General features: G+C 43.2%; 13 protein-coding genes. All 13 read right to left on the bottom strand.

The window, feature by feature from the left end; all coding sequences use genetic code 11:
* Positions 1-11 precede the first annotated feature (11 nt).
* Positions 12-293: a hypothetical protein gene (locus tag C9414_RS03130; protein WP_039181498.1), complete on the bottom strand. Its 282-nt coding sequence runs from the start codon at positions 291-293 to the stop codon at positions 12-14.
* Positions 290-658, bottom strand: coding sequence for a hypothetical protein (locus C9414_RS03125; protein ID WP_107163051.1), 369 nt, complete (start codon positions 656-658; stop codon positions 290-292). The genes C9414_RS03130 and C9414_RS03125 overlap by 4 nt, the downstream gene beginning before the upstream one ends.
* Entirely contained in the window at positions 655-2052 is a 1398-nt protein-coding gene (locus C9414_RS03120) for a hypothetical protein (protein ID WP_107163050.1), read from the bottom strand. Before C9414_RS03120 ends, C9414_RS03125 begins: the two co-directional genes overlap by 4 nt.
* Positions 2024-2791: an ATP-binding cassette domain-containing protein gene (locus tag C9414_RS03115; protein ID WP_099663682.1), complete on the bottom strand. Its 768-nt coding sequence runs from the start codon at positions 2789-2791 to the stop codon at positions 2024-2026. The genes C9414_RS03120 and C9414_RS03115 overlap by 29 nt, the downstream gene beginning before the upstream one ends.
* A gap of 58 nt (positions 2792-2849) precedes the next feature.
* Positions 2850-3119 carry a hypothetical protein gene (locus C9414_RS03110; RefSeq protein ID WP_041107838.1) on the bottom strand — a complete coding sequence of 90 codons (270 nt, stop codon included), beginning with the start codon at positions 3117-3119 and terminating at the stop codon, positions 2850-2852.
* A 255-nt stretch (positions 3120-3374) separates the two neighbouring features.
* Positions 3375-4667, bottom strand: a complete 1293-nt coding sequence (gene eno / locus C9414_RS03105) for a phosphopyruvate hydratase (RefSeq protein WP_003212752.1) — start codon at positions 4665-4667, stop codon at positions 3375-3377.
* 30 nt (positions 4668-4697) lie between these two features.
* Positions 4698-6233 (bottom strand): 2,3-bisphosphoglycerate-independent phosphoglycerate mutase, encoded by a 1536-nt coding sequence (gene gpmI, locus C9414_RS03100; protein ID WP_107163049.1) that lies wholly within the window; start codon positions 6231-6233, stop codon positions 4698-4700.
* Entirely contained in the window at positions 6226-6987 is a 762-nt protein-coding gene (gene tpiA, locus C9414_RS03095) for a triose-phosphate isomerase (RefSeq protein WP_017359213.1), read from the bottom strand. Before tpiA ends, gpmI begins: the two co-directional genes overlap by 8 nt.
* 30 nt (positions 6988-7017) lie before the next feature.
* On the bottom strand, positions 7018-8202 hold the full coding sequence (locus C9414_RS03090; protein ID WP_024426073.1) for a phosphoglycerate kinase: 1185 nt from the start codon (positions 8200-8202) through the stop codon (positions 7018-7020).
* A 213-nt stretch (positions 8203-8415) separates the two neighbouring features.
* Complete coding sequence (gene gap, locus C9414_RS03085) at positions 8416-9423, bottom strand: type I glyceraldehyde-3-phosphate dehydrogenase (protein ID WP_007500174.1); 1008 nt, start codon at positions 9421-9423, stop codon at positions 8416-8418.
* Between the two features lie 31 nt (positions 9424-9454).
* Positions 9455-10492 (bottom strand): sugar-binding transcriptional regulator, encoded by a 1038-nt coding sequence (locus tag C9414_RS03080; RefSeq protein WP_039181517.1) that lies wholly within the window; start codon positions 10490-10492, stop codon positions 9455-9457.
* Positions 10493-10801: 309 nt separating this feature from the next.
* Entirely contained in the window at positions 10802-12175 is a 1374-nt protein-coding gene (locus tag C9414_RS03070; RefSeq protein WP_047203010.1) for an amino acid permease, read from the bottom strand.
* A gap of 139 nt (positions 12176-12314) precedes the next feature.
* Entirely contained in the window at positions 12315-13508 is a 1194-nt protein-coding gene (locus C9414_RS03065; RefSeq protein WP_107163048.1) for an ornithine--oxo-acid transaminase, read from the bottom strand.
* Positions 13509-13681: the final 173 nt, after the last annotated feature.

Raw genomic sequence — 13681 nt, 5'->3', positions numbered from 1 at the left:
TCTGCTTTTTTTTATGTTCTGCGCTTTTTCACCACATGCTTCACATATTGAATGAAAAAATAGAGCACGGCGCCAGCTAAAAAGCAGACCACACATCCAAAGAGCGTCGCCTCTGAGCTGAATTGATACTCTTCAATTTTCATGATATAAAACGGCATGCCAAACATTGATGGACTTGATTCAACATGATTGACCTCTAGCAGCAGTAAAAAAACAGGGGTCATAAACACAGCAAATACATACAGCATCGCAAGTGTTAAACCGCTGGAAAACGAATGAAATACTTTAATCATCTCTTTCTCTCCTTCATCTCTTTTAAACTGGCTGTGATATTTTTCCCGTCTGGGCAAGCTGGATGCAGCATCACCGTATTTAGTAAAGAAAAAAACAGCAGTTGATGACTTACCGGATGCTTGCATATCATAAAAAGCACAATCGAACAAAGCACCGGAAAGAGCGGGCCTGCAAGTGCCACCATCATATTGAAGCTCGGCCGGACAAATTTCTCATGGACGACCGCCACATGCTTCCAATCAATCGTTATCACAAAATCAAAGAGCGGCCTTTTTTCGATTTTGTTACACACCATGATCATCAGCATATGACCGAGTTCATGTATCAGCACAACCAATAGGAAACTACACACAAGCTCTATCATCGCAAGACAGGCCTCTTTAACATGACCGCATATATACAGCTAAAAAATGCAAGTGAACCTAGCAGATAGGCGGTGGCGAGAAGATACACATTTGTTGAAAGCCACTTCAATAAAAGCATATCGATGAAGCTGAATACAGCAATCATCATTACGATGACAAACAGTTTATTAAACTCACTGATCTTCACGATAAAACCGGTACAGGCCGCCATAGCAGTGATCAACAAAATGGACAAACTTGCAAGGACATGGCCTTCACTTTCAATGCCTATCACTATAGATGCAAACCCAATAAACACAAAATATATCAACAAATTAATAGCGTAATAAAATAAAATTCTCGACAACAAATAAGCGCCCTTTGATGTATTTAACATAAAGATGGCCCTTTGATTCATATGATATTCTCTGCCAATCATCAGCGGAAGCATGATCAATATTTCCTTTAACGCATACTGAACAATAAAGGCATACAGCCAGCCGATTTCTACCGGTGTAAAAACAAAAGGCAGCCCCGCCGTCAAACAAACGAGAAATAAAAACAAAATGCCCTGTTCTTTAAAAACAGATGAACGGCTGAAATAGACCAATTCCTGCCGCAGGTGCGTCAGAAAGGAAGATTGCGTTCTGATTTTCTTATAAGAAAACGACTTCACCTCTGTTTTCAGCTGCAAAAACATCCAATGGACATAAGAAGCCGCTAACCCCTTCAGCCATAGCCAGCCAGCGCTTAGAAGGATCATTAGAAATATGAGATAGACTGATGGCCATACGCGGATCATCTCCATTGCTTTTTGCAAAAGGAGAAACACCAATAGATTCAGCACCGCAAAGCCGAGCGTTTGCAGCAGCAAATGCTCTTTTGTTTTTGATACGAAATGGCTCACAGCAATCCGCATCACCATCCAAGAAGCGAGTGCAAACAGAGCCAGTACACAGCAAGTCATGCATACAACCGTTATCCAATAAAGAGATGGCGTAACACCGCTGATCAAAAGGCCTAATACAATCGGTAAAAAAAGCAGTCCAACCACGAGGAAACAAAAGAGCATCGGAAAGAAATATACACAAAGGACAAATGGCACACTTTGTATCGCACTATTCAAAAAGTAGAATTGATATTCCTGGCGCTTTAATTTATTGCGGGATAACACAATGCCTGCGCTTAAAAGTAAAAGCGTCATTTTCATCAATTGGAGGTATAGAGTAGCCGGCTCGCTTTCTCCTGCCTGCATGAAAAAGCGCAGGCTGATAACGACGTATATCGCATACATGAGCAAGAAAAAAGCCGCGGCTGCGAGAAGCTGTATTGGGTACTTTTTTGCGAGCTGCTTTCCTTTTGCTGTCAGCATCCCCCATTCTATTTTATGAAGAACGTGTCGTGTCCAGATCATTGAGTAACCTCTCCACCTGCATATAGTAATCTCGATTCACTTCTTTATAAATCTCTTCAAGTGCCTGATGAGGAAATGTCTGATTCGTTTCTTGGCGGGACATATCCAGCTTGACGTCACCATTTCTCAAGATCATGAGATGGTCATAAAGCGTATCACCAAAACTCAAATGATGGGTTGAAATGAGAATGCCAGCGCCTTGCTCTCTCAGCTTCATGAGCACCTTTTTTAAGATAATCATCATATCTGGATCAAGTCCGTTCGTTGGCTCATCAAACACATAATAATCACATGGCCTGAGGAGCTGTGAAATGATCTGCGTTTTCTTTTGATTGCCATGAGACAGCTGAGCGATAGGCTGATCCATATACGCCCCCAGCTCAAACAGATCAATGAACGTCTCTTCCCGTGTGACATCTTGCTCATTTGGCAGCTGAAGTAATTGAAAGTATTCCCTCGGCGATAAATAATCGAACAACGAATGGTCATCAGGAATATAGGAAACATGTTTTTTCAACAAGGAGATATGTTCTGAGGATTGAAGGTTCAGCTGTTTACCATGTAAAGTGACGCATCCTATAAATGGCGTCAGCCCAAACATGGATTGGATCATCGTCGTCTTTCCCGCACCATTATGCCCCAAAAGCAGCAGCATCTGCCCTTTCTCGACACTTATTTGAATATTGCGGAGAGAGAAGGTGCGGCTATATGTTTTTTCTTTTAATTGTAATGTCAGCATCATATCCCTCCGTTTGATTCAGATAGAACAGATGACCTTGCATCTGTTCTCATCCCTGTTAATAACCACACTGGATTTTAACGTACATGCCTAATAATTTGAACTCTCCTAAAAATTTCGAGCCCCGTCCAAAGGTCTTGCATGCCCAAATCAATGCTCCAAGTGAAATAATGCCCAATATAGCGGCAAGGACATAAATCCAAAATGCGTTTTTCTGTACATTCTTAGAAGTTAGAATTCGTTGCTTCCTTTCATCATATGCCGCCAACAGGTGAAGGACATACATATACACACCTACTGGAAAACGAAGGCTAAAAGGATTCAGCATCTCATCACCCCCTAATATATGTAAAATGATACCACTCCCTTACAGAAAGCATAAGTTCATTTCAGATCATATTTTTAGACGAATTTTCATGATTTAGTGCTTATAAATGGAGGGGATTTTGACTTTGTCTCTAACTGAAGGAGGAGGTTTTACAGAAATAGGATAAGTCAAATGAATTAGCCAGCGGATTTCGCTCAACAAAAAAACGCTGCGTCCCGCTCTCATGAAAGAGTGGAACGCAGCGCATAGCTGACATTATTTATTCAAGTTATAGAATGTTGCAATGCCGTGATATTGTGCTGTTTCAGCCAATTGATCTTCGATGCGAAGTAATTGGTTGTATTTCGCCACACGGTCCGTACGAGACGGAGCACCTGTTTTGATTTGTCCAGCGTTTGTTGCAACAGCGATGTCTGCAATTGTGCTGTCTTCAGTTTCACCAGAACGGTGAGAAATAACAGCTGTGTATCCTGCGCGTTTTGCCATTTCGATTGCATCAAATGTTTCAGTTAATGTACCGATTTGGTTTACTTTGATCAGGATTGAGTTACCGACACCATTTTTAATACCTTCAGAAAGCTTCTTCGTGTTCGTTACGAATAAGTCATCTCCTACTAGCTGAACCTTGCTGCCAAGGCGCTCAGTTAATAGTTTGTGACCTTCCCAGTCGTTTTCATCAAGGCCGTCTTCGATAGAGATGATTGGGTATTTCGATACCATATCTTCATACCAGTCAACCATTTCAGCAGATGTTTTCACAACACCTTCGCCTGATAAATGATATTTACCGTCTTCTTTGTTGTAGAACTCAGAAGATGCAGCATCCATTGCAAGTTTCACTTCTTCACCTGGTTTGAAGCCAGCTTTTTCGATCGCTTCAACGATAGTTTGAAGTGCTTCTTCGTTAGAACCAAGGTTTGGAGCGAATCCACCTTCGTCACCTACAGCTGTGTTTAAGCCTTTTGCGCTTAATACAGATTTCAGGCTATGGAAGATTTGAGCGCCCATGCGAAGTGCTTCACGGAAGTTTGGAGCACCTACAGGCATAATCATGAATTCTTGAATGTCTACGTTGTTATCCGCATGCTCTCCACCGTTGACGATGTTCATCATCGGTACTGGAAGCGTTTTGGAGTTGAATCCACCAAGGTATTGATAAAGTGGAATTTGTAAGAAATCAGCAGCCGCACGTGCTACAGCGATAGATACGCCAAGGATTGCGTTTGCGCCTAATTTCCCTTTGTTTTCTGTTCCGTCAAGTTCGATTAACATTTTGTCGATCGCTACTTGTTCTGTTACATCAAAGCCTAAAAGCTCTGGTGCAATGATTTCGTTTACGTTGTTTACAGCTGTCAGAACACCTTTTCCAAGGTAACGGTCTTTGTCTCCGTCACGTAGTTCTACTGCTTCATATTCACCAGTAGAAGCACCACTTGGAACAAGCGCACGGCCAAAGCCGCCAGATTCTGTGTAAACTTCTACTTCAACTGTTGGGTTACCGCGAGAGTCTAATACTTCGCGTGCATATACGTCAACAATGTATGGCATTTTTAATTTCTCTCCTTTTGAATCAATTTGTTATTTTTGAATCAATGATGTTCCTGTCATCTCTTTTGGTTTTTCAAGACCAAGTAAGTCTAAAAGCGTTGGGGATAGATCGGCTAAAATGCCGCCTTCTCTAAGCGTCGCACCTTTTTTCGTCACGATGACTGGCACAGGATTCGTTGTATGTGCAGTATGCGGCTTTCCTTCTTCGGTAATTAGCACGTCTGCGTTACCGTGGTCTGCCGTGATGATGGCATGTCCGCCTTTTGCCAGGATTGCGTCGACTACAGCTCCTAAGCACTCATCTACTGCTTCAATAGCTTTGATTGTTGGCTCAAGCATACCTGAATGACCAACCATATCCGGGTTAGCAAAGTTCAGAATGATCGCATCATGCTTGTCAGCATTGATGTCTGCAACAAGTGCATCCTTTACCTCATAAGCGCTCATTTCCGGCTTGAGGTCATAGGTTGCCACATCTGGTGAATTGATTAAGATGCGGTCTTCACCAGGAAATTCTTCTTCACGTCCACCGCTCATAAAGAACGTCACGTGAGGATATTTCTCTGTTTCAGCAATCCGCAGCTGTTTCAATCCGTTTTGAGCAAGCACTTCTCCTACTGTGTTATCCAAATTCACTGGTTTGAAGGCAACATAGCCGTCAACCGTTTCACTGAAGTGTGTGAAGCAAACGAAGTGTAAATTCTTCGGATGAGCTTCTCCGCGGTCAAACGAGCGGAAATCTGCATTTGTGAAAGTGTTCGAGATTTGGATGGCACGGTCTGGACGGAAGTTATAGAAAATCACAGAGTCGCCGTCGTTTACTTTGGCAACCGGCTCACCATTTTCTCTCGTAATGACAGATGGAATAACGAATTCATCGTAGATTCCATTTTCATAGGAGTCATCAACGACATCATAGATGTTTTGATAACTTGGGCCTTCACCATACGCCATCGCGCGGTACGCTTTCTCCACACGATCCCAGCGTTTGTCACGGTCCATTGAGTAATAGCGTCCAGAAAGTGTTGCCACTTCACCGACACCGATTTCTTTGATTTGTTCTTCCAGCTGTTTTAAGTACACTTTGGCTGTCTTCTGACCAACGTCACGTCCGTCCAAGAAGCCATGAATGTATACCTTTGTTAAGCCTTCTTTTTTCGCCAGCTTCAGCAGGGCAAAAAGATGCTGGATATGACTGTGCACACCGCCGTCTGACAAGAGACCAAATAAATGAAGCGCCTTGTCATTCTCTTTTGCATAAGTCATTGCCTCTAGGAACGTTTCGTTTTTCTCAAATTCCCCATCACGAATGGCAACATTCACTCTTGTTAAGCTTTGATATACAATGCGCCCTGCACCGATGTTCAAATGCCCCACTTCAGAGTTCCCCATTTGACCTTCTGGGAGACCTACTGCCTCACCTGAAGCCGTTAAGGTTTGATGCGGAAATTCGTTCCAGTAGCGGTCAAAGTTCGGTTTTTTTGCTTGTGCGACAGCGTTACCGACTGTTTCGCCTCTTAAACCGAACCCGTCTAAGATGATTAATGCTGCTGGTTTCTTACTCATATTGACCTTCCTCCAATAATTGAACGAAAGACTGAGGTTCTAAGCTTGCGCCGCCTACCAAAGCACCGTCAATATCGGATTCTGCCATATATTCTTTAATATTTGCCGGCTTCACGCTTCCGCCATATTGAATGCGAAGGCTGTCTGCCGCTTCTTGACCAAATTCGCTTGCAACGGTTTGGCGGATGTGTGCGCAAACGTCGTTTGCATCTTTCGCTGTAGAAGATTTTCCTGTACCAATAGCCCAGATTGGCTCATAGGCAATCACAGATTCAGCAACTTGCTGCTTCGTTAAACCAGCTAGTGCTTTCTTCACTTGATCAGCTACAAGTTCATTTGTTTTGCCAGCTTCACGCTCTTCAAGCGTTTCACCAACACAAATAATTGGAACGATGCCATGCTTGAATGCAGCATGTGCTTTTTTGTTCACTGTTTCATCTGTTTCAGCAAAGAATTCACGGCGCTCTGAATGCCCAATCACTGAATAGCCGATGCCTAGATCTTTTAGAGCAGCAGGGCTGATTTCACCAGTGAATGCACCATTTTCTTCAAAGTGCATGTTTTGTGCACCAATTTTAAGGTCTGTTCCGTTTGATAGGCTGTTTAGCTTTTCAAGGAAAAGAGCTGGCGCACAGACAATGGATTCCACTTTGTCAGGAGATGGAATAGATGACTTAACTTCTTCAACAAAGCTGACTGCTTCGCCAAGTGTTTTGTTCATTTTCCAGTTCCCAGCTATAATTGGTTTTCTCATGATTGACACTTCCTTATAGCAGTTTTGGTCTTATTTATCGTTTAATGCAGTAACACCAGGAAGTTCTTTGCCTTCCATAAATTCAAGTGAAGCGCCGCCGCCTGTAGAAATATGGCTCATCTGATCGGCAAGACCAAATTTCTCAACAGCTGCTGCTGAATCTCCACCGCCAATGACAGAATATGTATCTTTTGCTTCTGCCAGTGCTTCTGCGATTGCTTTTGTTCCTTTAGCGAATGCATCGATTTCAAATACACCCATTGGTCCGTTCCAGACAACAAGTTTGCTGTTTTTAATAACGTCAGCATACTTTTCTCTTGTCTCTGTTCCAATATCAAGTGCTTCTAGATCACTTGGAATTTCAGAGATTGGCACAATGCTTGTATTCGCATCATTTGAAAAATCGTCGGCTACCAGAACATCTGTTGGAATCAGGAAGTTCACGCCTTTTTCTTTTGCACGGTCCATAAAGGATTTCGCTAAATCGACTTTGTCTTCTTCTAATAGAGATTTCCCTACCTCGTGGCCAAGTGCTTTCACAAATGTGTAAGCAAGACCGCCGCCGATGATGAGGTTGTCTACTTTATCAAGAAGACTTTCAATCACACCGATTTTATCCTTTACTTTTGCGCCGCCGATAATCGCTGTAAATGGGCGATCAGGATTTGAAATGGCTTTTCCTAACACCTCAAGCTCTTTTTGCATGAGGAAGCCTGAAACAGCCGGAAGATAAGCTGCAATTCCTGCTGTCGATGCATGTGCACGGTGTGCAGCACCGAACGCATCATTGACATACACATCGGCTAAATCAGCAAATGCTTTTGATAATTCAGGATCGTTCTTTTCTTCACCAGGATAGAAACGAACGTTTTCAAGCACTAGCACATCTCCTTCTTTTAAGTCAGAGATTTGCTTTTTCACGTTGTCGCCGTAAGCTTCATCTGCTTTTTTCACTTCTTTTCCAAGAAGCTCTTGCAGACGTTTTGCCACAGGTGTCAGACGCAGTTCTTCAGTAACTTGACCCTTCGGACGACCCAAATGACTAGCTAGCAGTACCTTTGCGCCTTGTCCTGTTAAATACTCAATCGTTGGTAATGCTGCGCGGATACGAGTATCATCCGTCACTTCTCCGTCCTTCATTGGAACGTTAAAATCTACGCGGCAGAACACAACTTTACCTTTTACGTCAATGTCTTTTACTGATTTCTTATTCATGCTCGTCAGGAGATCCTCCTTTATTCTGGTTTCCTTACGCATTGGACAAGACTCTCTTTATCCTTTTCCCATTTTGCCCTCATCAAAACGAGAAATCGTGCAGAACGGATAAAAACAGAGAAAAAGGGAAAGGGATGCTTCCCCTTCCCTTGTCCGTCTTCATTATATCGTGTCTCTAGGAAAGAACCAAGTGAGTTCCTTCAGTGTGAGAAATTAAAGACCTTGTTTTGCAATGTAAGCTGCAAGGTCAACAACGCGGTGAGAATATCCACTCTCGTTATCGTACCAAGAGATCACTTTCACCATGCTGCCTTCCATCACCATTGTAGAAAGAGCATCGATTGTTGAAGAGTTTGCATTACCATTGTAGTCACCAGATACTAATGGCTCTTCGCTGTAGCCAAGGATTCCTTTAAGTTCTCCTTCAGCTGCTTCTTTAAGTGCTGCATTTACGTCTTCAGCTGTTACATCTTGGTTTAATTCAGCAACAAGGTCAACTAAAGAAACGTTAGGTGTTGGAACACGCATAGCGCCACCGTTTAATTTACCTTTAAGTTCAGGCAATACAAGTGAAACAGCTTTCGCAGCACCTGTAGAAGTTGGGATGATGTTTTCCGCAGCTGCACGAGCACGACGGTAGTCTTTGTGCGGAAGGTCAAGAATTTGTTGGTCATTTGTGTATGAGTGAACAGTTGTCATCATACCGCGTTTGATACCAAATTTATCGTTAAGTACTTTTGCAAATGGTGCTAAGCAGTTTGTAGTACAAGATGCATTAGAGATGACATCGTGGCTAGCTGCATCGTATTTGTCTTCGTTTACACCCATAACGATTGTGATATCTTCTTCGTTAGCAGGAGCAGAGATGATGACTTTTTTAGCGCCAGCTTCTAAGTGTTTCGCAGCGTCTGCACGTTTTGTGAAGAATCCAGTAGATTCAACAACGATTTCTACGCCTTGTTTACCCCAGCTTAATTTCGCAGGGTCACGCTCAGCTGATACTTCGATTGTTTTACCGTTCACTACTAAGTTTGTACCGTCTACAGAAACCTCTGCATCTAGTTTTCCGTGAACAGAGTCATATTGTAAAAGGTGTGCAAGCATGTTAGCATCTGTTAGATCGTTAACCGCTACTACCTCAACTTCAGGATTATTTAATGCTGCACGAAATACGTTACGTCCAATACGTCCAAATCCGTTAATACCGACTTTTACTGCCATGATGTTTCCTCCTTTTATAGGTCACAATGTTTTATATTGAGGGATCAATTGACTCCCTTAATAACTCTTTTGCGGCTCCTTCGTCTGTGACGAGAACCGTTCGGCGTGGTTTTTTGAAATAAGCTTCAATCGCCCCCGCCTTTGATGATCCACCTGCAACAGCAATGATGTGTGGAATGCTTTCTAGATCATCTAGCTGCATGCCGACGGAGTGCACTTTGTGTACGACCTCACCATCACGATTAAAGTAATAGCCAAAGGCCTCTGTCACTGCGTCATGCTCATCAATCTTTTTTAAATCTTCAGCTGGTGTATTTCGTCTCATCGCCATTGTTTTTGCTTCACCAATACCATGAATGAGCATCGTGGACGATTTAATCGTTTGAAGCACTTCTTTGACGGACGGCTCTTCAATAATGGAAGAGTATGCACCTTCTGACAGCTGCCCTGGAACAAACAGCAGTTTGTAAGTACCGGAAGCTTTTTCAGCCATGTGGGCACAAATGGTGTTTGCCTGATTTTTTACATTCTCCCCAAGACCGCCTCTCGCAGGGACAAACATCATATCGCGGTTTTTGGCATCAGGGGTCATCATTTCGGCAACGGCTTCCATCGTCGTTCCGCCAGTGACGGCGACGATATTATTTCCAGTAAACCTTTTTTTCATACATTGGACAGCAGCTCTTCCCATTTCTTGCTTCACCCACGGGGATTCGTCACTGTCACCAGAAACGATAATGACTTCTTCCAGGCCTAACTTTCTCTTTAATGTATTTTCCAAAAAGGTTAAACCTAAAACGTCCTTCATCATTCCTTCAAGCATTTCAAGCAAAGCGTGACCCTCACTCGTCAGCATCATGCCGCTCGTTTTGACATCCAGCAGATTTTGTTCTTTTAAAAACTGAACTTCAGCACGTAAGATACGCTCACTGAGACCAAGACTCGTCGCAAGACTTCTGCGGCCAATTGGTTCAGCTAATCTGATGTACTGCAAAATGTCGTAGCGTTTTTGCATAACAATGAGAAGATCTGGCAATAATTTTTTTTGAGCTTCCAATAAACGATTCATGGCTAACGACCCTTTCTTTTCACGTTGGACTAAAAACGTCCCACTGTGACAAAAAACGTCCCGCCACAGCCAAAAAAAATCAATCCCTGCTTTCTTTAATTATTTTAACAGGATAATCTTGCATTTTCAACTCTTAGAAACACATTTAGACAAAAAATAGACACATTTTCACCGATAGCCTGCTTGTCATCAAGGTTCTTGCGATGATATTTCTTTTCAAAATATTTATTTCCCTTTATATAGAATGAATATACGATTGAAAATGTGCATGCTGGTGATATCAGCATGCACATTTTTTTCAGGACCTGCTTATGTTTTTGTGATGGTTCCAAACTGTTTTGCCTCTTCCTTCGGTTTGATTTTAAGATAATAAATGATGTAGCAGGCGGCCATGAACGGGATTCCGCAATAAAGGCCGATCCGCTGATCCTCGATAAAAAATAAGCTGATGAGGACGATGCCAAATGCGATAAAGCCTGCTAATGGAACAAATGGATAGAGCGGTGTTCGGAAGACGAGATCCTTTACATCTCCGCCCTCCTTTATGAATTGTTTTCTAAAGAAATACTGAGACAAGCAAATGGACATCCACACCACAACAAGGACCATACCAGAAATAGAAATGAGCCATACATACACCGTTTTTGGTGCTACAACACTTGTAAGCAGAGATAGTGCAGATACACCCATTGTCACCAATAATGCATTGATCGGAATTTTACGCTTGGACAGCTTTTTCGTAAAGTCGGGACCTTTCCCGTCTTTCGAAAGCGCCCAGAGCATACGTGATGATGCATATAACCCAGAGTTTGCTACAGATAAGACGGCTGTGATGATGATAAAATTCATGATATCTGCAGCATATGGTATCCCGACCTTGTCCAGCACGACGACAAACGGACTGTCGACGGTGCCTGCTGTCTGCCACGGAAGAAGTGCGGCCAGAACCGCAATGGATAAAACGAAGAAGACCATCGTTCTCCAAATAATATTTCGTATAGATCGCGGTAATGTTTTTTCAGGGCTTTCACTCTCTCCTGCAGCAATCCCTACAAGTTCTGTTCCTTGAAAGGAGAAATTGACCGTGACCATGGTTAATAAAATAGCAAAAACGCCGTTAGGAAATAGTCCACCATGATCCGTCAAATGACGAAATAGAGGGGCTGGTTCTCCATCTTTCAGATGAATCATTCCGAAAATTGCGCCAATTCCAATGATAATAAATAATAGGATGGCAGCGACCTTAATGGCTGAAAACCAGAACTCGGTTTCAGCGAAGCTGCGAGCTGAGATGGCATTCACGGCAAATAAAATCACACTAAATGCAAGACACCACAACCAAACAGGGATATCTGGGAACCATCTTTGGAGCAAAATGCCTGCTGACGTAAACTCCAGTCCAATTGTACATGCCCAGCTAAACCAGTAAAGCCAGCCGATCATAAAGCCTGTGGACGGGCCTATATATTTGGTTGCATACTCCTGAAAGGAACCCGCTGTCGGCATCGCCACCGCTAATTCTCCAAGACAGAGCATCACCAAATACATTAACAATCCGCCAATGATAAAGGATAGAATAGCTCCCCCGGGTCCAGCCTGATGGATAATGAGTCCTGACCCAAGGAAAAGACCAGTACCAATGACGCCGCCTAAGGCAATCATAAAGAGATGCCTGCTTTTCATGGAACGTTCTAGTTCATTATGCTGTTCTTGCTTCAAATCCGTTTCCCCACTTTCACTCTTCTATTCATCATCCTTTGACAAAATTCGCTGTTCGTGGAAAGAGAAAGGGAGAAAGTGAAGGTTTCTCCCCCTTTGACATTTATGCTTGAAATAATGCTTCAATATGACCAATCGCCCAGTCTAAATCTTCTTTAGATATCGTGAGCGGTGGTGCAAAGCGGATGACGGTCTCATGAGTTTCCTTACATAACAGTCCTGCTTGTTTCAGCTTCTCACAATAAGGTCTCGCTGCTTCTGTCAGCTCCATGCCGATAAATAATCCGCGGCCGCGCACTTCCTTGATAACAGGACTTTGAATGCGCGTGAGTTTATCTTTTAAGTATTCGCCAAGCTCCATAGAGCGCGCTGCAAGGTTTTCGTCGATTAAGACATCTAGTGCAGCCAGCGACACCGCACACGCAAGAGGATTGCCGCCGAAGGTAGAGCCGTGAGACCCAGGGTTAAACACGCCTAATATATCGCGGTTTGCTACCACACATGAGATTGGGAATACACCGCCGCCTAAAGCTTTCCCAAGAATCAGCATATCTGGCTCAATGTCTTCCCAGTCACATGCAAACATCTTGCCTGTTCGCGCTAATCCGACCTGAATTTCATCTGCAATGAACAGCACATGTTCCTGTTCACAAAGCGCCTTCGCTTCCTTCAAGAAGCCCTCTGGCGGCATGACAATTCCCGCTTCCCCTTGAATAGGCTCAATCAGAAAAGCCGCTGTTTGTGGTGTGATGGCTTCACGTAACGCTTCAATATCTCCGTAAGGAATCAGTTTGATGCCTGGAAGCATTGGACCAAAACCTCTTTGATATTCTGCTTCAGAAGAAAGGGAAACAGCCGTCATCGTTCTGCCATGGAAATTTCCGACGCACGCAATGATTTCTGCTCGATTGTCTTCGATTCCCTTGACGTCATAGCCCCATCGTCTTGCTGCTTTTACAGCTGTTTCTACCGCCTCAGCTCCAGTATTCATCGGAAGTGCCATCTCTTTATTCGTCAGTTGACAAATTTTTTCATACCAAGGGCCAAGCTGATCATTGTGAAAAGCTCTTGAAGTCAGTGTCACACGGTCTGCCTGTTTTTTGAGCGCCTCAATAATGCGGGGATGGCGATGGCCTTGGTTCACTGCGGAATACGCACTCAGCATATCCATATATCGATTGCCTTCAGGGTCTGTCACCCAAACTCCTTCAGCCTCTGAAATCACAATTGGCAGCGGATGATAGTTTGCCGCACCGTATTGTTCCGTTTGTTGAATCACTTCATTTGTCTGTGTCATCGTCTATTCCTCCTTCTATAAGCTAGCCTTTTTTAAATTAAGTTCATCTACACACATATGATATGCAAGGATCGTGCCAACTTTCTGCCTGCATCATGGCGATGATTGTACAGGTTATTTATGCAAAATATATTTGCACATGCCGAATTTTTTAGAGGAAACCGCAAAATTTT

Origin of the sequence: Bacillus sp. Nf3, assembly GCF_003028545.1 — a bacterium.
GTDB classification, from domain to species: Bacteria; Bacillota; Bacilli; order Bacillales; family Bacillaceae; genus Bacillus; species Bacillus safensis.
The sequence above is the reverse complement of the archived record's forward strand: the minus strand, read 5'-3'. Positions and strand labels throughout refer to the sequence as shown.

Coding starts and splice junctions, on each gene's coding strand:
- C9414_RS03115 (WP_099663682.1), bottom strand. CDS start 2,791: ATGCTGACATTACAATTAAAAGAAAAAACATATAGCCGCACCTTCTCT.
- C9414_RS03130 (WP_039181498.1), bottom strand. CDS start 293: ATGATTAAAGTATTTCATTCGTTTTCCAGCGGTTTAACACTTGCGATG.
- C9414_RS03065 (WP_107163048.1), bottom strand. CDS start 13,508: ATGACACAGACAAATGAAGTGATTCAACAAACGGAACAATACGGTGCG.
- gap (WP_007500174.1), bottom strand. CDS start 9,423: ATGGCAGTAAAAGTCGGTATTAACGGATTTGGACGTATTGGACGTAAC.
- C9414_RS03120 (WP_107163050.1), bottom strand. CDS start 2,052: ATGATCTGGACACGACACGTTCTTCATAAAATAGAATGGGGGATGCTG.
- tpiA (WP_017359213.1), bottom strand. CDS start 6,987: ATGAGAAAACCAATTATAGCTGGGAACTGGAAAATGAACAAAACACTT.
- C9414_RS03070 (WP_047203010.1), bottom strand. CDS start 12,175: ATGAAAAGCAGGCATCTCTTTATGATTGCCTTAGGCGGCGTCATTGGT.
- C9414_RS03090 (WP_024426073.1), bottom strand. CDS start 8,202: ATGAATAAGAAATCAGTAAAAGACATTGACGTAAAAGGTAAAGTTGTG.
- C9414_RS03080 (WP_039181517.1), bottom strand. CDS start 10,492: ATGAATCGTTTATTGGAAGCTCAAAAAAAATTATTGCCAGATCTTCTC.
- C9414_RS03125 (WP_107163051.1), bottom strand. CDS start 658: ATGATAGAGCTTGTGTGTAGTTTCCTATTGGTTGTGCTGATACATGAA.
- C9414_RS03110 (WP_041107838.1), bottom strand. CDS start 3,119: ATGCTGAATCCTTTTAGCCTTCGTTTTCCAGTAGGTGTGTATATGTAT.
- gpmI (WP_107163049.1), bottom strand. CDS start 6,233: ATGAGTAAGAAACCAGCAGCATTAATCATCTTAGACGGGTTCGGTTTA.
- eno (WP_003212752.1), bottom strand. CDS start 4,667: ATGCCATACATTGTTGACGTATATGCACGCGAAGTATTAGACTCTCGC.